Annotated in this window: 21 protein-coding genes; 19 read left to right on the forward strand and 2 right to left on the reverse strand. The window is 67.7% G+C overall.

Going from position 1 to position 21,051, the window contains the following annotated elements:
- Position 1: 1 nt before the first annotated feature.
- From QT386_RS12160 to ispF, 11 genes are all read left to right on the forward strand, one after another.
- Positions 2 to 694 (forward strand): ribonuclease HII, encoded by a 693-nt coding sequence (locus tag QT386_RS12160; RefSeq protein ID WP_289274037.1) that lies wholly within the window; start codon positions 2 to 4, stop codon positions 692 to 694.
- Positions 691 to 4,296, forward strand: coding sequence for a DNA polymerase III subunit alpha (gene dnaE, locus QT386_RS12165; RefSeq protein WP_289274038.1), 3,606 nt, complete (start codon positions 691 to 693; stop codon positions 4,294 to 4,296). The genes QT386_RS12160 and dnaE overlap by 4 nt, the downstream gene beginning before the upstream one ends.
- Before the next feature lie 97 nt (positions 4,297 to 4,393).
- Entirely contained in the window at positions 4,394 to 5,356 is a 963-nt protein-coding gene (locus tag QT386_RS12170; protein WP_289274039.1) for an acetyl-CoA carboxylase carboxyltransferase subunit alpha, read from the forward strand.
- Between the two features lie 8 nt (positions 5,357 to 5,364).
- Positions 5,365 to 6,654 carry a tRNA lysidine(34) synthetase TilS gene (gene tilS / locus QT386_RS12175; RefSeq protein ID WP_289274040.1) on the forward strand — a complete coding sequence of 430 codons (1,290 nt, stop codon included), beginning with the start codon at positions 5,365 to 5,367 and terminating at the stop codon, positions 6,652 to 6,654.
- 52 nt (positions 6,655 to 6,706) lie between these two features.
- Positions 6,707 to 8,395, forward strand: coding sequence for a CTP synthase (locus tag QT386_RS12180; protein WP_289274041.1), 1,689 nt, complete (start codon positions 6,707 to 6,709; stop codon positions 8,393 to 8,395).
- 12 nt (positions 8,396 to 8,407) lie between these two features.
- Positions 8,408 to 9,244 carry a 3-deoxy-8-phosphooctulonate synthase gene (kdsA, locus tag QT386_RS12185; protein ID WP_289274042.1) on the forward strand — a complete coding sequence of 279 codons (837 nt, stop codon included), beginning with the start codon at positions 8,408 to 8,410 and terminating at the stop codon, positions 9,242 to 9,244.
- Between the two features lie 43 nt (positions 9,245 to 9,287).
- Positions 9,288 to 9,797: a hypothetical protein gene (locus QT386_RS12190; protein WP_289274043.1), complete on the forward strand. Its 510-nt coding sequence runs from the start codon at positions 9,288 to 9,290 to the stop codon at positions 9,795 to 9,797.
- Between the two features lie 87 nt (positions 9,798 to 9,884).
- Positions 9,885 to 11,180: a phosphopyruvate hydratase gene (eno, locus tag QT386_RS12195; RefSeq protein WP_289274044.1), complete on the forward strand. Its 1,296-nt coding sequence runs from the start codon at positions 9,885 to 9,887 to the stop codon at positions 11,178 to 11,180.
- A gap of 9 nt (positions 11,181 to 11,189) precedes the next feature.
- A complete protein-coding gene (locus tag QT386_RS12200) occupies positions 11,190 to 11,468 on the forward strand; it encodes a septum formation initiator family protein (RefSeq protein WP_289274045.1) in 279 nt (92 codons plus the stop codon).
- A gap of 43 nt (positions 11,469 to 11,511) precedes the next feature.
- Positions 11,512 to 12,195 (forward strand): 2-C-methyl-D-erythritol 4-phosphate cytidylyltransferase, encoded by a 684-nt coding sequence (gene ispD, locus QT386_RS12205; protein WP_289274046.1) that lies wholly within the window; start codon positions 11,512 to 11,514, stop codon positions 12,193 to 12,195.
- Positions 12,192 to 12,671 carry a 2-C-methyl-D-erythritol 2,4-cyclodiphosphate synthase gene (ispF, locus tag QT386_RS12210; protein ID WP_289274047.1) on the forward strand — a complete coding sequence of 160 codons (480 nt, stop codon included), beginning with the start codon at positions 12,192 to 12,194 and terminating at the stop codon, positions 12,669 to 12,671. Before ispD ends, ispF begins: the two co-directional genes overlap by 4 nt.
- Here ispF and QT386_RS12215 read toward each other — a convergent pair.
- Positions 12,668 to 13,075, reverse strand: a complete 408-nt coding sequence (locus tag QT386_RS12215; RefSeq protein ID WP_289274048.1) for a hypothetical protein — start codon at positions 13,073 to 13,075, stop codon at positions 12,668 to 12,670. The genes ispF and QT386_RS12215 overlap by 4 nt on opposite strands.
- Positions 13,072 to 13,620, reverse strand: a complete 549-nt coding sequence (locus QT386_RS12220; protein ID WP_289274049.1) for a Smr/MutS family protein — start codon at positions 13,618 to 13,620, stop codon at positions 13,072 to 13,074. Before QT386_RS12220 ends, QT386_RS12215 begins: the two co-directional genes overlap by 4 nt.
- A 70-nt stretch (positions 13,621 to 13,690) precedes the next feature.
- On the opposite strand from QT386_RS12220, the gene surE reads away from it, so the two are divergent.
- The 8 genes from surE to thrC all read left to right on the forward strand — a co-directional run bounded on the left by surE (position 13,691) and on the right by thrC (position 21,022).
- Positions 13,691 to 14,437, forward strand: coding sequence for a 5'/3'-nucleotidase SurE (gene surE / locus QT386_RS12225; protein ID WP_289274050.1), 747 nt, complete (start codon positions 13,691 to 13,693; stop codon positions 14,435 to 14,437).
- Between the two features lie 56 nt (positions 14,438 to 14,493).
- Positions 14,494 to 15,135 (forward strand): protein-L-isoaspartate(D-aspartate) O-methyltransferase, encoded by a 642-nt coding sequence (locus tag QT386_RS12230; RefSeq protein WP_367401431.1) that lies wholly within the window; start codon positions 14,494 to 14,496, stop codon positions 15,133 to 15,135.
- Positions 15,136 to 15,741, forward strand: coding sequence for a DedA family protein (locus tag QT386_RS12235; RefSeq protein WP_289274052.1), 606 nt, complete (start codon positions 15,136 to 15,138; stop codon positions 15,739 to 15,741).
- Positions 15,738 to 16,583: a peptidoglycan DD-metalloendopeptidase family protein gene (locus QT386_RS12240; RefSeq protein WP_289274053.1), complete on the forward strand. Its 846-nt coding sequence runs from the start codon at positions 15,738 to 15,740 to the stop codon at positions 16,581 to 16,583. The genes QT386_RS12235 and QT386_RS12240 overlap by 4 nt, the downstream gene beginning before the upstream one ends.
- 145 nt (positions 16,584 to 16,728) lie before the next feature.
- On the forward strand, positions 16,729 to 17,919 hold the full coding sequence (gene alaC / locus QT386_RS12245) for an alanine transaminase (protein ID WP_289274054.1): 1,191 nt from the start codon (positions 16,729 to 16,731) through the stop codon (positions 17,917 to 17,919).
- The gene (locus QT386_RS12250; protein ID WP_289274055.1) at positions 17,916 to 19,223 is read left to right on the forward strand and encodes a homoserine dehydrogenase; all 1,308 of its coding nucleotides are present in this window, start codon (positions 17,916 to 17,918) and stop codon (positions 19,221 to 19,223) included. The genes alaC and QT386_RS12250 overlap by 4 nt, the downstream gene beginning before the upstream one ends.
- A 23-nt stretch (positions 19,224 to 19,246) precedes the next feature.
- Positions 19,247 to 19,867 carry a GNAT family N-acetyltransferase gene (locus QT386_RS12255; protein ID WP_289274056.1) on the forward strand — a complete coding sequence of 207 codons (621 nt, stop codon included), beginning with the start codon at positions 19,247 to 19,249 and terminating at the stop codon, positions 19,865 to 19,867.
- A 33-nt stretch (positions 19,868 to 19,900) separates the two neighbouring features.
- Positions 19,901 to 21,022 carry a threonine synthase gene (gene thrC, locus QT386_RS12260; protein ID WP_289274057.1) on the forward strand — a complete coding sequence of 374 codons (1,122 nt, stop codon included), beginning with the start codon at positions 19,901 to 19,903 and terminating at the stop codon, positions 21,020 to 21,022.
- The last annotated feature ends 29 nt before the right edge of the window (positions 21,023 to 21,051 follow it).

A 21,051-nucleotide genomic window follows, 5' to 3' on the forward strand; every position in this document is an offset into this window, starting at 1 on the left:
CATGCCTCGCCGGGTCGCCATCTCCAGCTATACCCATACCTTCGTCGCCGGCGTGGATGAAGCCGGGCGCGGCTGCCTGGCCGGCCCGGTCTACGCCGCGGCCGTGATCCTCGACGTGGGCCACGGCATCCGCGGCCTGGACGATTCCAAGCAGCTCACGGCATTGCAGCGCGAGAACCTGTTCGACCTGATCCAGCGCCGCGCCGTGGCCAGCGCCATCGCCCGCGCCGAGGTCGACGAGATCGAGCGGCTCAACATCCTGCATGCCTCGATGCTGGCCATGCAGCGCGCGGTGCAGATGCTCAGTCCTGCCGCACAACACTGCCTGATCGACGGCAACCGCCTGCCGGTTGGGCTGCCCTGCAGTGCCGAGGCGGTGGTGGAGGGCGACGCCATCCATTCGCCGATCATGGCCGCCTCGATCCTGGCGAAGGTGGCGCGTGATCGCGAGATGCAGCGACTCGACGCCGAATACCCGGGTTACGGCTTCGCCAAGCACAAGGGCTACGGAACGCCGGATCACCTGACTGCGCTCAGGCGGCAGGGGCCCAGCGTCGTTCATCGGCGCGGATTTGCCCCGGTGATGCAGATGGAGCTCCCGGGAATCGGGAATGGGGAATCGGGAATCGTAAAAGACCACGATGCCGCTTCCAACGATTCCCGATTCCCCATTCCCGATTCCCGTCTGTCATGAGCTTCGTCCACCTGCGCCTGCACACCGAGTTCTCGCTGACCGACGGCATCGTCCGGGTGGAGCCGCCGAAGCGCAAGGGCGGCGGCGTCGGTGCCACGCTGACCTCGCGCGCGGCCGAACTGAAGTTTCCCGCCATTGCCGTCACGGACATCAACAACCTGTTCGCGATGGTGAAGTTCTACAAGTCGGCGGAGGGCGCCGGCATCAAGCCGGTGATCGGCGCCGACATCCGGCTGGAGGAACGCGCCGCCGGCGAGGCGCCGGAGCGCCTGACGCTGCTGGTGCAGAGCGACACCGGCTATCGCAATCTCACCAAGCTGATCTCGCTGGCCTATACCGATGGCCAGCAGCGCGGCCAGCCGCTGGTGAAGCGCGAGTGGCTGGCGCCGCATGCCGAAGGCCTGATCGCGCTGACGGGGCGCGACGGCAGCTGCTTTCGTTCCGCGGCCAGCGACCAGGTGGAAACCGCCAAGGCCGCGCTGGGCGAACTCTCCGCGATCTATCCGCGGCGCCTGTACCTGGAGATCAGCCGCTGCCAGCGTCCCGGCGACGAGGAATGGGTGCAGGCCGCCTGTGCGCTGTCGCGGCATCTGCAGATTCCGGTGGTGGCCACCAACGACGTGCGCTTCCTGTCGCGCAACGAGTTCGACGTGCACGAGGCACGTGTCTGCATTTCCCAGGGGCGCGTGCTGGGCGACGACAAGCGTCCACGGGACTACACGCCCGAGCAATACCTGAAGTCCGCCGAGGAGATGCAGGCATTGTTCGCCGACATCCCCGAGGCCATCGAGAATACGCTGCAGATCGCGCGGCGCTGCACGCTGACGCTGAAGTTCGCGCCGCCCTACCACCTGCCGAACTTCCCGGTGCCGGAAGGGCATGACACGAACACCTGGCTGCGCAAAGTGTCGGAAGACGGTCTTAAGCGCCGCTTCACCGAGATCACCTTGGCCAAGCCCGAGGAGGAATACTGGCAGCGGCTCGATTACGAGCTCGGCATCATCGAGAGGATGGGCTTCGCCGGCTACTTCCTGGTGGTGGCGGACTTCATCGAATGGGCCAAGACCCACGGCTGCCCGGTAGGGCCGGGCCGTGGATCGGGTGCCGGCTCGCTGGTGGCCTATGCCACCGGCATCACCGACCTCGATCCGCTGCCGTACAACCTGTTGTTCGAGCGCTTCCTGAATCCGGAGCGCGTGTCGATGCCGGACTTCGACGTCGACTTCTGCATGGACAACCGCGACCGCGTGATCGAGTACGTCACGCACAAGTACGGTCGTCCGCACGTGGGCCAGATCATCACCTACGCCACCATGGCCGCGCGCGGCGTGATCCGCGACGTGGCGCGCGTGATGGGTCATGGCTACGGCTTCGGCGATCGCATCTCCAAGTTGGTGCCGGGTACGCCGGGCGCCACGCTGGTGGATGCGCTGGACACCGTGCCGGAGCTCAAGAGCCTGTACGACACCGATGAGGAAGTGAAGGCGGTAGTGGACCTGGGGCTGGCGCTGGAGGGCACCACGCGTGGCGTCGGCGTGCATGCCGGTGGCGTGGTGATCGCGCCCAAGCCGCTGACCGATTACGCCCCGCTGTTCTGCGAACCGGGCGGCGCCGGCATGCGCACCCAGTTCGACATGAAGGACCTCGAGGTCGTCGGCCTGGTGAAGTTCGACTTCCTGGGCCTGAAGACGCTGACCGTGATCCGGGAAGCGGTGAACACCATCGTGCGCCAGCACGGCAAGCCGCTGGACATGCTGGCCCTGCCGCTGGACGACCAGGAAACCTTCCGCAAGATCTACCAGAGCGGCGAATCCTCGGCGGTGTTCCAGATGGAATCTCCGGGCATGCAGAAGGCCAGCCGCGATCTGAAGCCGGATTGCTTCGAGGACATCATCGCCCTGGTGTCGCTGTACCGACCGGGTCCGATGGAGAACATCCCGACCTTCTGCGAGAACAAGCGCGACACCAGCAAGATCGAGTACCTGCACCCGGAGATGGAGTTGGTGCTGCAGCCCACCTACGGCATCTTCGTGTACCAGGAACAGGTCATGCAGATGTCGCAGCGCCTGGCCGGCTACACGCTGGGCGGCGCCGACCTGCTGCGTCGCGCCATGGGCAAGAAGATCCGCGCCGAGATGGAGAAGCAGCGCGAGATCTTCACTACCGGCGCCACCGGTCGCGGGATCGACGGCGAGATCGCCAGCAAGGTCTTCGACCTGATGGCGAAGTTCGCGGACTACGGCTTCAACAAGTCGCACGCCGCCGCCTACGCCCTGGTCAGCTATCACACCGCCTGGCTCAAGGCGCATTACCCGGCCGAGTTCATGGCGGCGGTGCTGTCGTGTGAAATGCAGCACACCGACTCCGTCGTGCTGATGCGCGAGGAGTGCCTGCGCATGGGCTTGGAGATGATCCCGCCGGACATCAACCGCAGCTTCTACCGCTTCACCGTGCCCGGCCCCAACCAGATCCTCTATGGCATGGGCGCCATCAAGGGCGTGGGCGAGGCGGCGCTGGAGGGCATCGTGGCCGAGCGCGAGAAGAACGGTGCCTTCAAGGATCTGTTCGACTTCTGCCGCCGCATCGACCTGAAGAAGGCCAACAAGCGCGTGCTCGAGGCCCTGATCTACTCCGGCGCGCTCGACGTATTTGGCCTCAACCGGCCGTCGCTGCTGGCCTCGCTGCCCAAGGCCCTGGGCCTGGCGGAAAAGGCGGCACAGTCGGCGGACAGCGGACAGGTGGACCTGTTCGGCCTGGGGGGCGGCAGTTCCACGCCCGTCGAGCGCATCGAGCCACCCGAGGAAGTGCAGGACTGGCTCAAGCGCGAGAAGCTGGCCCACGAGCGCGACACCCTGGGGTTTTATCTCTCGGGTCATCCGATCGATGCCTATCAGGAGATCATCGAGCAGGTCTGCACCGATCGCATGCGGCCGCTGATCGAGCAGTACGCCAAGCCGCCCGTGGTCGGCGCGGACGGCAAGGTCCAGTTCCAGCCGCGCCAGAAGGTCATGTTCGCCGCCTGGGTCACTGACGTGCGCTTCTTCAAGGGCGACAAGACCGCCGACGGCAAGAGCGGGCGCGCCAGCTACAAGATCACTGTGGACGACCAGACGGCACAGTTGTCCACCTGGATCGACGTCGATGCCTGGCCCCACCTGCAGCCGGTGGTCAAGCTCGACGGCCTGGTCTTCGTGATCGCCGAGATCGGTGCTTCGCCGCCCCGGGACGGGCGTGAATCCGAGCCGCGCATGTACCGGCCGGAGTTCTTGGCACTGTCGGACATCATGCGTGACTACCCGGTGAAACTTGCCCTGGAATGGGGCAAGCCGGTGGCCGACGTCCAGGTGCTGCACAAAGCGCTGAAGCCCAACATGAAGGGCACGGTCGGAATGGTCGTGCACTACCGGAACGGGCGGCAGGCCTGCATCCTGGACCTGGCCGCCGACTGGAAGCTGCGCCTGGATGAAAATTGCCTGACCTCCATACAGCAGATTGCCGGCCCGGACTGCGTTAAAGTGACGTACAAGCGATATGCACCCCCCGTGACCGAGCGCCGCTTTGATCGCGCGTTTTCCGGTGGTGGGGGCGGAGACGACGAATAAAGGGGCTGGTGGCTGGGGGTGGGACCGGGGAGTATCGAAAGCGTAAGCTTTCAGCCCCTAGTCTCCCGTCCCCAGCCCCCGGTTCGACGGACCGAACATGAACCTGAACTATCTGGATTTCGAGCAACCGATTGCCGAACTGCAGCAGAAGATCGAAGAGCTGCGTTTCGCCACCTCCGGCAGCGGGGTCAACCTCACCGAGGAGATTGCACGGCTCGACCTCAAGAGCCGCGAGCTGACCGAGCAGATCTTTGCCAACCTGACCCCCTGGCAGGTGGCCCAGCTGGCGCGCCATCCGCAGCGCCCCTATGCGCTGGACTACATCAAGACACTCTTCACCGAATGGGAAGAACTGCACGGCGATCGCCACTATGCCGATGATCCGAGCATCGTCAGCGGCGTCGCCCGCCTGGAAGGCCGCGCGGTCTGCGTGATCGGCCAGCAGAAGGGCCGCGATGCCAAGGAGCGCGTCTACCGCAACTTCGGCATGCCCAAGCCCGAGGGTTACCGCAAGGCGCTGCGCATCATGAAACTGGCGGAGAAGTTCAACCTGCCGGTACTCACCTTCATCGACACCCCGGGCGCCTACCCGGGCATCGGTGCCGAGGAGCGCAACCAGTCCGAGGCCATCGCCCGCAACCTGTTCGAGCTGTCGCGCCTGCGCACGCCGGTGCTGGCCACCGTGACAGGCGAGGGCGGGTCCGGCGGCGCGCTGGCCATCGGCGTGGCCGACCACGTGATGATGCTCCAGTACAGCATCTACTCGGTGATCTCGCCGGAAGGCTGCGCCTCCATCCTGTTCAAGGATGCCGGCCGGGCCCCGGAGGCCGCCGAGGCCATGCGCATCACCTCGCGCGACCTGTTCCAGCACAAGCTGGTGGACGAGGTCGTGGCGGAGCCGCTGGGCGGTGCCCACCGCGACCCGGCGGCGATGATGAACACGCTCAAGCAGAAGCTCATCTCCAACCTCGAGCGCCTGCGCCATACCCCGATGCCGCAGCTGCTGGCCAACCGCTACCAGCGCCTGATGTCCTACGGCGCGCACGACCGGCTCAACTGAGCCCCGCCGTGAGCCCCTCGCTGCAGCTGCCCGCGCTGCCGCAGCTGCCGCGGGGGGGGCGATTCTGGGTGGCCTACAGCGGCGGCTGCGATTCGGCCGTCCTGCTGCAGCTGCTGGCCCAGGCGTCGCCGCGCCGCCTGCGCGCGGTCCACGTCCACCACGGCCTGCAGCCGGCGGCGGATGGCTGGCCGGCCCATTGCCGCCGCTACTGCCGCCGCCTCGGCATCCCCCTGACCCTGTGCCGGGTCGAGGTGGACCGCAAGCACCCCGGCGGCCTGGAAGCCGCCGCCCGCGAGGCCCGCTACGACGCCCTGCGCGCCCTGATGAGCCCCGGGGATTGCCTGGTGACTGCCCACCACCGGGACGACCAGGCCGAAACCCTGCTGCTGCGCCTGATGCGCGGCACCGGCGTCACCGGCATGGCCGGCATGGCGCCGCTGGCCCCGTTCGGCCCCGGCCAGCTCTGGCGCCCATTGCTGGATATCCCGCGTCACGCCCTGCGCGAGCATGCCCACGTCCAGGGGCTGGAATGGGTCGAGGACCCGCAGAACCGCGATCCGGCCTACGCCCGCTCCTGGCTGCGCCGCGAGGTCATGCCCCGGCTGCAGCAGCGCTGGCCGCAGGCGGCCGAGAGCCTGGCTCGGTTCTCGCGCCACGCCGCCGAGGCCAATGGCCTGCTGGCCGAGCTGGCGCAGGCCGACCTGCAGGTCGCCCGCCACGACGGGGGGCTGTCCATTGCGGCACTCCAGGGGCTCTCGGCCCCGCGCCGCAACAACCTGCTGCGCCACTGGCTGGCCGATGGCGGCCTGCCGCCCCCGGCCGACCTGCTGGAGCGGATCGGCCGCGAGCTGCTGGCGGCGCGCCCCGACGGCGCCCCGCGGCTGCGTCACGGCCAGGCCGAGCTGCGCCGCTACCGCGACCGGTTGTACCGGCTGCCACTGCTGCCGCCTCCGCCCAAGGATCTCGAACTGGCCTGGACGCGGCGGCGCGAGCTGGAACTGCCGGCCGGCTGCGGCCGGCTGGTCCTGCCGCGCGCCAGCTCCCGGGCGCTGACCGTGCGCTTTGCGGCAGGCGGTGAGGAACTGCGCCCGGCTGGCGCCAAGCACCGCCGTAGCCTCAAGAACCTGTTCCAGGAGGCCGGCGTGCCGGTCTGGGTGCGCCAGCGCACGCCCCTGGTCTGGCAGGGGCGGGAATTGCTGGCCGTGGCTGATTTCTGGCGTGCCGAAGGAGCGCCGGAAGTGGCCTGGCATCACGAGATTCCCGGTGTCCCGGAGCAACTTTGTCGCGTGGAACATTGAGAGGGGGAGGGTCAGCCTGTAAAATCCCTCAAACTTCCTGCCGATGATTCCCATGCCCGACGCGCCGCAGCAGACGCGATTCATTTTTGTAACCGGGGGCGTGGTGTCCTCTCTTGGCAAAGGCATTGCCGCTGCCAGCCTGGGCGCGATCCTCGAATCGCGCGGTCTCAAGGTCCACATGATCAAGCTGGACCCCTACATCAACGTCGATGCGGGGACCATGAGCCCCTTCCAGCACGGCGAGGTCTTCGTCACCGAAGACGGCGCCGAGACGGACCTTGACCTCGGACACTACGAGCGCTTCCTGCGTGGCAAGACCACGCGCTATTCCAACCTGACCACCGGCCAGGTCTACCGCAACGTGCTCGAGAAAGAGCGCCGCGGCGACTACCTGGGCAAGACGGTGCAGGTGATCCCGCACATCACCGACGAAATCCAGCAGGGCATCCGCAAGGGCGCCGCCGGCTGCGACATCTGCATCGTCGAGATCGGCGGCACGGTGGGCGATATCGAGTCGCTGCCGTTCATCGAAGCCATCCGCCAGATGGGCCACGAGCTGGGTCGCAAGAATGCCCTGTTCATGCACCTGACGCTGGTGCCCTACGTGAAGGCATCCGGCGAGCTCAAGACCAAGCCGACACAGCATTCCGTGAAGGAACTGCGCGGCATCGGCATCCAGCCCGACGTGCTGTTGTGCCGCTCCGAGCGCACCCTGCCGGACTCCGAGCGCCGCAAGATCGCGCTGTTCACCAACGTGCCCTACCAGGCCGTCATCGCCGCGATCGACCTCGACGACATCTACAAGATACCCGCCTGGCTCAACCAGCAGGGCCTGGACCAGCTGGTGGTCGAGCACTTCGGCCTGGAGCTGCGCAAGCCCGACCTGTCGGCCTGGGACTGGCTGGTGGAAGCCCGCGGCAAGACCGACCTGGACGTGCAGGTGGCCATGGTCGGCAAGTACGTGGACCTGGCCGACGCCTACAAGTCACTGAACGAAGCGCTGGCCCACGCCGGCCTGCACACCGCCACGCGCGTCAAGATCCGCTACATCGAGTCCGAGGCCATCGAGACCCAGGGCGTGCGTCTGCTGCAGGGCATGGACGCGATCCTGGTGCCGGGCGGCTTCGGCGAGCGTGGCGTGGAGGGCAAGATCGCCGCCGCGCGCTATGCCCGCGAGAACAACATCCCGTACCTGGGTATCTGCCTGGGCATGCAGGTGGCGGTGATCGAGTATGCGCGCAACGTCTGCAACCTCGGCAGTGCGCACTCCACCGAGTTCAACCCGCATAGCCCGCACCCGGTGATCGGCCTGATCACCGAGTGGCGCGACGCCACCGGCTCGGTGCACCAGCGCAGCAGCCAGACCGGCAAGGGCGGCACCATGCGCCTGGGCGTGCAGTCCTGCCGCCTCAAGGCCGGCTCCAAGGCGCGCGCGCTGTACAACGCGGAGATCATCTCCGAGCGTCACCGCCATCGCTACGAGTTCAACAACAACTACAAGCAGATCCTGTCCGACAACGGCCTGGACCTGGTGGCGGAATCGGCCGAGAACGAGCTGGTCGAGATGATCGAACTGCCGAACCACCCGTTCTACCTGGCCTGCCAGTTCCACCCGGAGTTCACCTCCACGCCGCGCGATGGCCATCCGCTGTTCGAGGGCTTCATCCGCGCCGCCCGCGAGCACCACATCGCCAACCAGTCCAGCCAGCCGGGCAGCGTCAGCCCCGCCAAAGTCGCCTAAGGGGCTCCTGATATGAAACTCTGCGGACGCGAGATCGGTCTCGACCAGCCCCTGTTCCTGATCGCCGGCCCTGACACCCTGGAGTCCCAGGACCTGGCGCTGGAAGTCGCCGGCCACATCAAGCCGATCGCGGATAAGCTTGGCATCCTGTACATCTTCAAGGGCAGCTTCGACAAGGCCAACCGCAGCTCGCATAAGAGCTACCGCGGCCCGGGCCTCGAAGGCGGCCTGAAGATCATGGAAGAGGTGAAGAAGCAGATCGGCGTGCCGGTGCTGACCGACGTGCACGAGGACACCCCGCTGGGCGAGGTCGCCTCCGTCATCGACGTGATCCAGACCCCGGCCTTCCTCTGCCGCCAGACCAACTTCATGCAGAACGTGGCCAGGACCGGCCGGCCGATCAACGTCAAGAAGGGCCAGTTCATGTCGCCCTGGGAGATGGGCAACGTCATCGAAAAGATGACCGCCGTTGCCCCGCACCAGTTCATGCTCTGCGAGCGCGGCTTCAGCTTCGGCTACAACAACCTGGTCGCCGACATGCGCGGCCTGGCCATCATGCGCAAGTACGCCCCGGTGGTGTTCGACGGCACGCACACCGTGCAGTTGCCGGGCGGGCAGGGCAACGCCTCCGGCGGCATGCGCGAGATGATCCCCGTGCTGGCCCGCGCCGCCATCGGCGCCGGTGTTTCCGGCCTGTTCCTGGAAACCCATCCGGACCCGGATTCCGCCCTCTGCGACGGCCCCAACTCGCTGCCGCTGAAGCACATCGGCAACCTGCTGGAGACGCTGGTGGAGCTGGATCGCGTAGTCAAGAAGAGCGGCCTGCTCGAGAAGCAGCTCGGCGCCTGAGCCGGGGCTTCATGAGACGGCGAGCCGATCCGGTGCGCAGTCCATGAATCGAAGCATCCTGCGCCATGTGGAAGCCTGCCCGGTACCGGCAGGCTCACTGCTCGACGCCCATCGACTGGCCGGCAGCTACACGGACTGCTTCGTCGCCGAGATGGCCGGCGACATCTCGACGGCGCAGTTCGTCGAGGCCTTTTATACCACGCCGCTGTTCAGGCTGGAGCGGCTGCTCCTCACCCTGGTATTCCGTCCGTCCAGCGACGCCGCCGCGCGCCAGCTGGCCTCGGGCCAGCGCGGGGACTTCGCGGCCTGGCAGGTCGAGCAGCGGCGGGCGGACGAACTGCTCATGGCCGCCGGCCGCACCCGCTCCTGGCTGCAGGCGGCGCCATCTGCGGAAGGCACATGCCTCCACTTCGGTTCCGCCATCGTGCCGGCCCGCGGTTCCGCACCGGGCGGCGATCCCCTGGGGTCGGTTTTCCGCGCCCTGCTGGACTTGCACCTTCTCTACTCGCGGGCCTTGCTGCGCGCGGCCTGCAGGCGCCTCACGCAGCACTGAGAGCAGCGTCAAACGCCCGCGTGGCGGGGCTTGCGCCCCTCCACTACAATGCGGCCCGAAATCCGCACCACACGAACAGCCGAGCCCATGTCCCACATCGTCCAAGTCACCGCCCTTGAAATCATCGACTCCCGCGGCAATCCGACCGTGGAGGCCGAGGTCGTCCTGGATTCCGGCGCCCGCGGCCGCGCCGCGTCGCCGTCCGGTGCCTCCACCGGCAGCCGCGAGGCGGTGGAACTGCGTGACGGCGCTCCCAAGAAGGGCAAGGCCCGTTTCCTGGGTAAGGGCGTGCAGAAGGCCGTGAAGAACGTCGAGGGCGAGATCGCCAAGGCCGTGCTCGGTCTGGACGCGCAGGACCAGGGCCTGGTCGACCGCACGATGATCGAGCTGGACGGCACCGAGAACAAGTCGCGCCTGGGCGCCAACGCGATCCTGGCCGTGTCGCTGGCTGCCGCCAAGGCCGCCGCCGCCGAGAACTACCTTCCGCTGTACCGCCACCTGGGGGGCATCTCCAGCGTGACCCTGCCGGTGCCGATGATGAACGTCATCAACGGCGGCGCCCACGCCGACAACAACGTCGACATCCAGGAGTTCATGATCCTGCCAGTCGGCGCCAAGAGCTTCTCCGAGGCCATGCAGTGGGGTGCCGAGGTGTTCCACACCCTCAAGGGCGTGCTCAAGGGCCGCAAGCTGAACACCGCCGTGGGCGACGAGGGTGGCTTCGCCCCCGACCTGCCGTCCAACGTGGCGGCGCTGGACGTGCTGCTGCAGGCCATCGAGAAGGCCGGCTACAAGCCGGGCAAGGACATCTACCTGGGCCTGGACGTGGCGTCCACCGAGTTCTACGCCAAGGGCAAGTACACCCTGCACGGCGAGGGCAAGAGCTACACCTCCGAGCAGTTCGCCGACTTCCTGGCCGGCATCTGCGCCAAGTACCCGGTCATCTCGATCGAGGACGGCTGCGCCGAGGGTGACTGGAAGGGCTGGAAGTACCTGACCGAGAAGCTGGGCAACAAGGTGCAGCTGGTGGGCGACGACCTGTTCGTGACCAACACCAAGATCCTGGCCGAGGGCATCATCCGCGGCACCGCCAACTCCATCCTGATCAAGCCCAACCAGATTGGCACCCTGACCGAGACCCTGGAGGCCATCCAGATGGCCACCGACGCCGGCTACACCAGCGTCGTCTCCCACCGCTCGGGCGAGACCGAGGACGCCACCATCGCCGACATCGCGGTGGGCACCACGGCCACCCAGATCAAGACCGGCTCCCTGTGCCGTTCGGACCGCATGGCCAAGTACAACCAGCTGCTGCGTATCGAGCGCGAGCTCGGCAAGCGCGCCCGCTACCCGGGTGCTGGCGCTTTTCCCGTGGTGCTGTAAGCTAGGGAAATGAACAACCGTGTCGCCATTGCGGTTCTAGCCCTGATGTTGACGGGGCTGCAATGGCGGCTGTGGGTTGCTGACGGCGGTGTGGCTCACACCCACCGCCTGAAGTCCCAGGTGCAGGCACAGCAGGAAGAGAACTCCAAGCTGAGGGCGCGCAACGCCGCCCGCGATGCCGAGGTCCGCGACCTGGGCACCGGTACTGCCGCCATCGAGGCGCGCGCCCGCACCACCCTGGGCATGATCAAGTCGAACGAGACCTTCTATCTCGTGGTTTCGCAGTAAGCCGCACCCAGCCGCTGTGAATTCCAAGGAGCGTTACTGGGCCGTGCTTCCTGCCGCCGGTGGCGGCACGCGCATGGGCTCGGCCCGTCCCAAGCAGTACCTGCCCCTGCGGGGCCGTTCCCTGATCGAATGGAGCCTGGCGCCCTTCCTCGAGTCCGAGTGGATCGACGGCGTGGTAGTGGTGCTGGCCCGCAACGACACCGAGTTCCAGCGCCTGCCGATTGCCCGCCATCCCCGCATCGTCACCACCACCGGCGGCTCCGCCCGGGCCGAGTCGGTGCTCGCAGGGCTGGAGATGGTGGCCCGCCGGGCCGCCGCCTTCGAGGAGGTCTACGCCCTGGTGCACGATGCCGCACGGCCCTGCGTGGCCTGGAGCGACATCGAGAAGCTCTGCGAGGAGGCGGCCGACGAGCAGGGCGGCCTGCTGGCGCTGCCGGTCAGCGACACCTTGAAGCAGGCCCGCAAGGGCAAGGTGGCCGGCACCGTGGACCGCGAGTCCATGTGGCGGGCCCAGACACCCCAGCTGTTCCGGCTGGACCTGCTGACGCAGGCACTGCGCGGCTGCAGCGAGCAGGGCCTTGCGGTCACTGACGAGGCCAGCGCCATGGAGCGCGCCGGCTACGAGCCGCGCCTGGTGCGTGGCCGCGAGAGCAACATCAAGGTGACCTACCCCGAAGACCTGCCGCTGGCCGAGTTCTGGCTGGAGCAACAGGAGAACAGCCCATGAACATCCGTATCGGCCATGGCTTCGACGCGCACCGCATCGAGGCCGGCGAGGGCGTCCACCTCGGCGGCGTTCATATTCCCTGCGCCTGGCGCATCATCGCCCACTCCGACGGCGACGCCATGATCCACGCCCTCTGCGACGCCCTGCTGGGCGCCATCGCCGGTGGCGACATCGGCAAGCTGTTCCCGGACACGGACTCGCAGTTCAAGGGCATCGACAGCCGCCGCCTGCTGGCCGAGGTCATGCGCCGCGTGCGCGAGGCCGGCTACGGCGTGGTCAACGCCGACCTGACGTTGATCGCCCAGGTGCCGCGCGTCTCGCCGCACACCCAGGCCATGCGCGAGGCCCTCGCCGCGGATCTCGGCGTGGACATCGGCCGGGTCAACGTCAAGGCGACCACCAACGAGGGCATGGGGCACATCGGTCGCAAGGAAGGCATCGCGGCGCATGCGGTAGTGCTGCTGGCCGGCGTCTAGCTTCGGCTTTCGGCCTGCCGGGCCTCGATCTCGTAGCGGTTGTCCCAGTAGGCCCGCCCGCCGCGGCGCCAGGCGTCCCAGGACGCCCACAGGTACAGCAGCGGAAACAGCAGGCCCCAGCGCTCGTATTGACGCACATGCATCAGCTCGTGGGCCAGGGTGCGTTCCATCGTCTCGGCGTCGCGTGCCAGCACCAGGTGCCCGATGGTGATGGCCCCGATCCAGCCCCGCGCCAGCAACCAGCCCCCGAACCCGCCGTAGGCGAACAGCGCGCCCGTGGGCCCCAGGCGCCGCCACTGCCAGCCGCCGCCCAGCAGCGTCGGCAAGGCCAGCAGCAGCCCGGCCAGGGTCCAGGGCAGGGGCCAGGCCAGGCGGACCAGGGTCCGGCCCAAGCCGGTGCTCATGCCGGTCCGCCGCCCTGGCGCCGCAGCAGCGCGTAGACCGCGCCGGTGCCGCCGTCCATGGGACGGGCAGAGCAGAAGGCCAGCACGTCGCGGCGCTTGCGCAGCCAGCCATCGAGCAGGCTCTTGATCACCGGGCCGGAGTTGGGCGAACCATTGCCCTTGCCGTGGATGATCCGCACGCAGCGCAGGTCCTGGTCCTGGCACAGGGCCAGGAAGCGGCTCACGGCCTCCTTGGCCCGGTCGCGGTTCAGGCCGTGCAGGTCCAGCTCCTTCTCGATGCGGTACTGGCCCCGGCGCAGCTTGCGGAACACGCTGTCTTGGATGCCGTCGGCCCGGTAGGAGAGGGTGTCGCCGCTTTCGAACAGCTCGTCGGGCTCTTCCAGCAGCTCCCGCATGACCTGGCGGTCGTCCGCCTCGCGGAAGCGCGGCAGGGTGGACAGCCGCCGGCCGGACAGGGTGATGTGCTCGCTGGGCGCCTTGGGGCGCACGTCACGGACCGCCTCGCGGAACAGGGCGCGGTCGTCTTCGTCGGGGTTCTTGGTCATGAAAAAGTCCTTCCAGCTCAACCATCATAGCCCCTGACCCGGTAAACTAGGGCCAGCTAATTCGGTTCGCATGAAAATCCTGCTCTCCAACGACGACGGCTGCATGGCGCCGGGCCTGCGCTGCCTGCATGAACACCTCCGCCAGCATCACGAGGTCACCGTGGTGGCGCCGGACCGCAACCGCAGCGGGGCCAGCAATTCGCTGACCCTGATGAACCCGATCCGTGCCCAGTGCCATCCCGACGGCGTCTGGTGCGTGGACGGCACCCCTACCGACAGCGTCCACCTGGCGCTGACCGGTTTGCTCGACACCAAGCCGGACATGGTGGTGTCCGGCATCAACGCCGGCGCCAACCTGGGCGACGACACCCTGTACTCCGGCACCGTGGCCGCCGCCATGGAAGGCCGTCACCTGGGCCTGTCGGCCATCGCCGTATCCTGCGTCTCGCACAACCCGAAGCACTACGACACCGCCGCCCGCGTGACGCTGCGCCTGGTGGAGCGCCTGGCGCAGGACCCGCTGCCGGGCGACACCATCCTCAACGTCAACGTGCCCGACATCCCCTGGGAGCAGCTGCAGGGCTTCGAGGTCACCCGCCTGGGCAACCGCCACCGTGCCGAATCCGTGACCAAGTCCGCCGATCCGCGCGGCCGGCCGATCTACTGGATCGGTGCCGCGGGTGGCGAGGCCGACTGCGGGCCGGGCACCGACTTCTACGCCGTGGCGCAGAACCGTGCGTCGATCACGCCGATCCTGGTGGACCTGACACGGCACAGCCTACTGGACCGGCTGGGGCAATGGGCAGCCCGCCTGTGAGGTACGACCTGCGCAACAAGACGCCGGCCCAGGCGCGCGCCGCCGCCAATGGCGGCGTGGCGGCGGCCGTTCCGGCGCCGCGCTCGCGCCTGATCGACGAGCTGCGCCGCCTCGGCATCAGCGACGAGAAGGTGCTGGCATCCATGGCCAAGCTGCCGCGGCACGAGTTCGTGTCCGAGGCGCTGAAGACCCGGGCCTACGACAACGACGCCCTGCCGATCGGCCACGCCCAGACCATCTCCCAGCCCTACATCGTCGCCCTGATGACGCAGCTGCTGCTGCAGGGCAAGCGCCTGAAGCGGGTGCTGGAGATCGGTACCGGCAGTGGCTACCAGACCGCCGTGCTGGCCGACCTGGTGGACGTGGTGTTCACCGTGGAGCGCATCAAGCCGCTGTCGGAGATCGCCCGCAAGCGCTTGACCGAGGTTGGCTGCCGCAACGTGCATTTCGGCTACGCCGATGGCATGCAGGGCTGGATGCCGTATGCGCCCTATGACGGCATCCTGGTCACCGCCGGCGCCGAGAGCGTGCCGCCGGCCCTGCTGGCGCAACTCGACAAGGGCGGCCGACTGGTCATTCCCGTTGGCCCCCAGGGGGGGCAGGTACTGCGTGTCATCGACCGCCGTATCACCGGCGCTTTCAAGGAGCAGGACGTGACGCCCGTGAGTTTCGTGCCCTTGCTAGCAGGAAAAGCCTGAATGGAAGCCTTTGGTCAGTGGTTGAGCGGCATCCTGTCGCACCTCGGCTATGCCGAGATCGTGTTCCTGATGGCGCTGGAGTCCAGCCTCTTCCCGGTGCCCTCGGAGCTGGTGATGATCCCGGCCGGTTACCTCGCCGCCAAGGGCCAGCTGAACCCCTTCCTGGCGGTGGCGGCAGGTGGCCTGGGCTCCCTGATCGGTGCCAGTGCCAATTACGTGCTGGGCCGCTATGCCGGCCGCGCCTTCCTGCTGCGCTACGGCAAGTACTTCCTGATCAACGAGCAGAAGTACCAGGAAGCCGAGGCCCTGTTCCTGAAGAACGCCAACCTGGCCACCTTCGTCGGGCGCCTGCTGCCCGTGATCCGCCACCTGATCTCGCTGCCGGCCGGCGTGTTCGGCATGGCATTGCTGCCCTTTGCGGTCATCACCACGGTGGGCGCCACGCTGTGGTGCGCGATCCTGGTGGCGGCCGGCTACTACTTCGGCGAGCCGGCGATCCTGGCCATCACCGAGTACACCCACGAACTGGCCATTGCGACGGTACTGCTGACGGCCGTCTTCGGCCTGTGGTTCCTGCTGCGCCGCCGCCCCCGGGGCGTCGCGTGAAGGCCGCCCTGCGCTCCGGCTTGCTGTCGCTGGGCGCCCTGGCGCTGGGCGGCTGCGCCGGCCTGGGCTCCTGGGAGGGCGAGCGCACGGTCTACAACGGCAAGAAGAGTCCGACTGCGGCCGAGAGCCCGGTCCGCGCCGAGCGGGCGGTGGGGGCGGATGACCACCTGGTGCAGCGGGGCGATACGGTCTATGCCATCGCCTTCCGCAACAACCTGGACTTCCGTGAGCTGGCGCGCTGGAACGGCATCGGCTCCGATTACCTGATCCGCCCCGGCCAGGTGCTGCGCCTGAAGGCGCCGCCGCCGGCACCCCAGCCGCGCTACACCGAGGGCGATGTCCAGACCACCGCCGCCCCCGAGGCCGATATCGCCCCGGTGAAGTCCGAGCCGATCACCGCGGACACCCCGCCACCGCCGCTGGAGCCCCCGGGCGCCGTGGTGGTGGATACCGCCGGCTTCCAATGGACCTGGCCCACCAACGGCACCGTGATCCGTGGCTATGAGCCGGCCCAGGGCAACAAGGGCCTGGATTTCACCGGGACGGTGGGCCAGCCGGTGTTCGCCGCCGCCCCTGGGCGGGTGGTGTACAGCGGCAACGCCCTGAAGGGCTATGGCGAGCTGATCATCATCAAGCACGACGAGGTCCACCTGTCGGCCTACGGCTACAACCGCCAGCGCCACGTCAAGGAAGGCGACGTCGTCACCACCGGCCAGCCGATCGGCGAGATGGGCTCCGGGCCGGAGAACAAGCCGCTGCTGCATTTCGAAATCCGCGAGCGCGGCAAACCGGTGAATCCGGTGGGTTTCCTGCCGGCCAAGGCCAAGCCGGCGGCCAAGTAGGGCGGGGCGCTGTCTTTCGCGCTGTGCCGGTCGTTTCCCGGGGTGGCTGTACATTGAACATCCGGGCTGCCGACTTGATAATACGTGCCCCCTTTTCCTGCTAACTGTCGGAACTCCCAGTGGAATCCGCCATGAAGGCCACTTCATGAAGAATGACTTCCCGCGCATCAAGCGACTGCCCCCCTACGTCTTCAACGTCATCGGCGAACTGAAGAAGGGTGCACGAGCTCGTGGCGAGGACGTCATCGATTTCTCGATGGGCAACCCCGACCAGGCCACCCCGAAGCACATCGTCGACAAGCTGGTCGAGGTGGTGCAGCGCGAAGACCCGGCGGTGTTTCGCTACTCCGTGTCCAAGGGCATCCCGCGCCTGCGCCGCGCCATCGCCCGCTGGTACAAGACCCGCTTCGACGTGGACCTGGATCCCGAGAGCGAGACCGTGGCCACCATCGGCTCCAAGGAAGGCCTGGCGCACCTCATGCTGGCCACGCTGGACCGCGGCGACGTGGTCATGGTGCCGAACCCGGCGTACCCGATCCATCCGTATGGCGCCGTCATCGCCGGCGCCGACGTGCGCCACGTGCGCCTGACGCCGGGCACGGATTTTTTCGCCGAGCTGGAGCGGGCGATCAAGGAATGCTGGCCGCGTCCCAAGTTCCTGATCCTGAATTTCCCCGGCAACCCCACCGCCGAGTGCGTGGAGCTGGACTTCTTTGCGCGCGTGGTCGCGATGGCGAAGGAGTACGACTTCTGGGTGATCCACGACATCGCCTATGCCGACATCGTGTTCGACGGCTGGAAAGCGCCGTCGTTCCTGCAGGTGCCCGGCGCCAAGGACGTGGGCGTTGAGTTCTTCACGCTGTCCAAGAGCTACAACATGCCTGGCTGGCGCACCGGTTTCATGTGCGGCAACCCCGAGCTGTGCTACGCGCTCAGCCGCATGAAGAGCTACCTGGACTACGGCACCTTCACGCCGGTGCAGGTCGCCTCCATCGCCGCGCTGGAAGGCCCGCAGGACTGTGTGAAGGAAATCGCGCAGATGTACCAGGAGCGCCGCGACGTGCTCTGCGAGGGCCTGCATTCGGCCGGTTGGAACGTGCAGATTCCCAAGGCCAGCATGTTCGTCTGGGCCAGGATTCCCGAGCCTTTCGCCAAGCTCGGCAGCCTGGAGTTTTCCAAGCTGATGATGAACGAGGCCAAGGTGGCGGTTTCCCCCGGCATCGGCTTCGGCGACTACGGTGACGATCACGTGCGCTTTGCGCTGATCGAGAACGAGCATCGCAGCCGTCAGGCGATCCGCGGTATCAAGAAAATGTTGAAAGAATCGAAAGTATGAAACCCATCAAAGTCGGTCTCATCGGCCTCGGCACCGTCGGCCAGGGCGTCATCAAGGTCCTGCGCGAGAACGCCGAGGAAATCACTCGCCGTGTCGGCCGCCCGGTGATCGTGACGCATGCCAGCGCACGTGACCTCTCCCGCGAGCGCGGCGTGGACCTGTCCGGCGTGCAGCTCACCACGGATTCCATGAGCATTGCCCGCGATGCCGACGTGGACGTCGTCGCCGAACTGATCGGCGGCCATTCGCCGGCGGCGGAGCTGATCCTGGCCGCCATCGCGCGCGGCAAGTCCGTGGTCACCGCCAACAAGGCGCTGATCGCACAGGACGGCAACCGCATCTTCGACGCCGCCCGCAAGGCTGGCGTGGCCGTGGCCTTCGAGGCGGCGGTGGCGGGCGGCATTCCCATCATCAAGGCGATCCGCGAGGGCCTGGCCGGCAACCGCATCGAGGGCGTCGCCGGCATCATCAACGGCACCTGCAACTACATCCTCACGCAGATGACCGAGAAGGGCGAGGACTTCGGCGAGGCGCTGGCCGCCGCGCAGAAGCTCGGCTACGCCGAGGCCGATCCGACCTTCGACATCGAGGGCGTGGACGCCGCGCACAAGCTGACGATCCTGGCGTCCATCGCCTTCGGCATCCCGCTGTCCTTCGAGGCCGTGGCGACCGAGGGCATCACCCGCGTCACCTCGCAGGACATCGCCAACGCCCGCCAGCTTGGCTACCGCATCAAGCTGCTCGGCATCGCCAAGCGCAGCGAGGGCGGGGTGGAGCTGCGTGTGCAGCCCACCTTCATTCCCGAAGACAAGCTGCTGGCCAAGGTCGACGGCGTGCTGAACTCCGTGCTGGTCAAGGGCAATGCCGTGGGCCAGGTCGGCTTCTACGGCCGCGGCGCCGGCAGTGAGGCCACCGCCTCGTCGGTGGTCGCCGACATCGTGGACATCGCCCGTGCGCTGAGCGGCGAGTCGCGCTACACCGTACCGGCGCTGGCCTTCCAGCCCGACGCGGTCAAGCCGCTGCCGCTGGTGCCGGCGGCCGAAACCGAGTCCGCCAACTACCTGAGCCTGCGCGTGGCCGACGAGCCGGGCGTGCTGTCCAAGCTCACCGCCATACTGGCCGCCCACGACATCAGCGTGGAGGCCATCGTCCAGCGCGAGCCACACGGCGGCGAGGATGCCAGGGTGGCCCTGATCACCTCGGTGGTGTCCGAGCAGCGCCTGGCTACCGCCATGGCCGAGATGCAGACCCTGCCATTCGTGCGCGAGGGCATCGCGCGCTTCCGCGTCGAGAAGTTCGACTAGCCGGCGCTCGCGCCGGCGTTGCCATGAACGCCGAACACCACGCCGCGCTGGCGCGCACGCCGCTGAAGCTGGAGCCGGTGACGCTTACCGGGCGCCACCTGCGCCTGGAGCCCCTGGCCTTGGAGCATGCCGACGCGTTGGCCGAGGCCGGCGACGATCCTGCGATCTGGGCCTGGTACACGCACTCCGGCCAGGGCCTGGAGCGCACGCGCCGCTGGGTGCAGGAGGCGGTGGAGGGTCAGGCCGCCGGCAGGTTCCTGCCTTTCGTGCAGCGCGACCTGGCCAGTGGCCGGATCGTCGGCAGCACGCGCTACATGGCGATCGATGGCCCGAACCGCCGTGTCGAGATCGGCTGGACCTGGCTCGCCCCGGCCTTCCAGCGCACCGCCGCCAATACCGAATCCAAATACCTGTTGCTGCGCCATGCCTTCGAGGCGCTGGGCCTGATCCGCGTGGAGTTCAAGACCGACGCCCTCAACCAGGCCTCCCGCCGCGCCCTGGCCAGCATCGGGGCTACCCAGGAAGGCCTGTTCCGCAACCACATGATCGCGGAAACCGGTCGCCTGCGGCATTCGGTCTATTTCAGCGTCACGGACAGCGACTGGCCGGCGGTGAAGGCCGGCCTGGAACGCAAACTGGCGTAAAATCCCCTTTTCGGCACCCCTAGAGAACCTGACGTGACCCGCTATACCGGCCTGATCGACCAATACCGCTCCCGCCTGCCGTTTGCCCCCGAGGTCCGCGCGATCTCGCTCGGCGAGGGCCGCACGCCGCTGATCAAGCTGGAGAACATCCCCAAGGACGTCGGCTTCGAGGGCGAGCTCTACGTGAAGTTCGAGGGCCTGAATCCCACCGGCTCGTTCAAGGACCGTGGCATGACCTCGGCCGTGACCCAGGCTGTGCACGAGGGCTCGCGCGCCATCATCTGCGCCTCCACCGGCAACACCTCCGCCGCCGCCGCCGCCTACGCCTCGCGCGCCGGCATCACCGCCTTCGTACTGATTCCGGAAGGCAAGATCGCCCTGGGCAAGCTGGCCCAGGCCGTGGTCCACGGTGCCGTGGTGGTGCAGATCCAGGGCAACTTCGACGACGGCATGCGCCTGGTCAAGGAAGTCGCCGAGACCGCCCCGGTGACCATCGTCAACTCGATCAACCCCTTCCGCCTGCAGGGCCAGAAGACCGCCGCCTTCGAGATCGTCGAGGCCCTGGGCCGCGCGCCGGACTACCACTGCCTGCCGGTCGGCAATGCCGGCAACATCACCGCCTACTGGATCGGCTATTCCGAGATGGCCGGCATGGAGACCGCCTCCAACAGCCTTCCGGTGGAACTGCGCAAGTACTCCACCGCCGCCGTGGTCTCGGGTCGCCCGAAGATGGTCGGCTTCCAGGCCGCCGGCGCCGCGCCCTTCCTGCGCGGTGGCCCGGTGAAGGAACCGGAAACCGTCGCCACCGCCATCCGCATCGGCGACCCGCAGTCCTGGAACCAGGCCTGGGCCGCGCAGAAGGAATCGGGCGGCTGGTTCGACGAGTGCAGCGACGAGGAAATCCTGAAGACGCAGCGCTACCTCGCCGAGAAGGAGGGCGTATTCTGCGAGCCGGCCTCCGCTGCCTCGCTCTGTGGTGCGCTGCGTGACATCAAGGCCGGCAAGATCCCCAACGGCAGCACCGTGGTCTGCACCCTGACCGGCAACGGCCTCAAGGACCCGGACATCATCGTCAAAGGCGGCCTGCAGGGCCTGATCCAGGTACCGGCGGCGCGCAGCGCGGTGGAGAAGGCGCTGCTGGATCGTCTGTCCTAAGTTGCACTGGTTTTGTGGGAGCGGCTTTT

Source organism: Solimonas sp. SE-A11 (genome assembly GCF_030345715.1).
Lineage (GTDB): Bacteria > Pseudomonadota > Gammaproteobacteria > Nevskiales > Nevskiaceae > Solimonas_A.

Excerpts from the sequence above, each read along its gene's own strand:
- QT386_RS12160 (WP_289274037.1), top strand. The coding sequence starts at position 2 with ATGCCTCGCCGGGTCGCCATCTCCAGCTATACCCATACCTTCGTCGCC.
- QT386_RS12215 (WP_289274048.1), bottom strand. The coding sequence starts at position 13,075 with ATGAGCACCGGCTTGGGCCGGACCCTGGTCCGCCTGGCCTGGCCCCTG.
- ispF (WP_289274047.1), top strand. The coding sequence starts at position 12,192 with ATGAACATCCGTATCGGCCATGGCTTCGACGCGCACCGCATCGAGGCC.
- QT386_RS12255 (WP_289274056.1), top strand. The coding sequence starts at position 19,247 with ATGAACGCCGAACACCACGCCGCGCTGGCGCGCACGCCGCTGAAGCTG.
- QT386_RS12200 (WP_289274045.1), top strand. The coding sequence starts at position 11,190 with ATGAACAACCGTGTCGCCATTGCGGTTCTAGCCCTGATGTTGACGGGG.
- QT386_RS12170 (WP_289274039.1), top strand. The coding sequence starts at position 4,394 with ATGAACCTGAACTATCTGGATTTCGAGCAACCGATTGCCGAACTGCAG.
- QT386_RS12220 (WP_289274049.1), bottom strand. The coding sequence starts at position 13,620 with ATGACCAAGAACCCCGACGAAGACGACCGCGCCCTGTTCCGCGAGGCG.
- QT386_RS12235 (WP_289274052.1), top strand. The coding sequence starts at position 15,136 with ATGGAAGCCTTTGGTCAGTGGTTGAGCGGCATCCTGTCGCACCTCGGC.
- kdsA (WP_289274042.1), top strand. The coding sequence starts at position 8,408 with ATGAAACTCTGCGGACGCGAGATCGGTCTCGACCAGCCCCTGTTCCTG.
- alaC (WP_289274054.1), top strand. The coding sequence starts at position 16,729 with ATGAAGAATGACTTCCCGCGCATCAAGCGACTGCCCCCCTACGTCTTC.
- eno (WP_289274044.1), top strand. The coding sequence starts at position 9,885 with ATGTCCCACATCGTCCAAGTCACCGCCCTTGAAATCATCGACTCCCGC.
- QT386_RS12250 (WP_289274055.1), top strand. The coding sequence starts at position 17,916 with ATGAAACCCATCAAAGTCGGTCTCATCGGCCTCGGCACCGTCGGCCAG.
- dnaE (WP_289274038.1), top strand. The coding sequence starts at position 691 with ATGAGCTTCGTCCACCTGCGCCTGCACACCGAGTTCTCGCTGACCGAC.
- surE (WP_289274050.1), top strand. The coding sequence starts at position 13,691 with ATGAAAATCCTGCTCTCCAACGACGACGGCTGCATGGCGCCGGGCCTG.
- QT386_RS12180 (WP_289274041.1), top strand. The coding sequence starts at position 6,707 with ATGCCCGACGCGCCGCAGCAGACGCGATTCATTTTTGTAACCGGGGGC.
- QT386_RS12190 (WP_289274043.1), top strand. The coding sequence starts at position 9,288 with ATGAATCGAAGCATCCTGCGCCATGTGGAAGCCTGCCCGGTACCGGCA.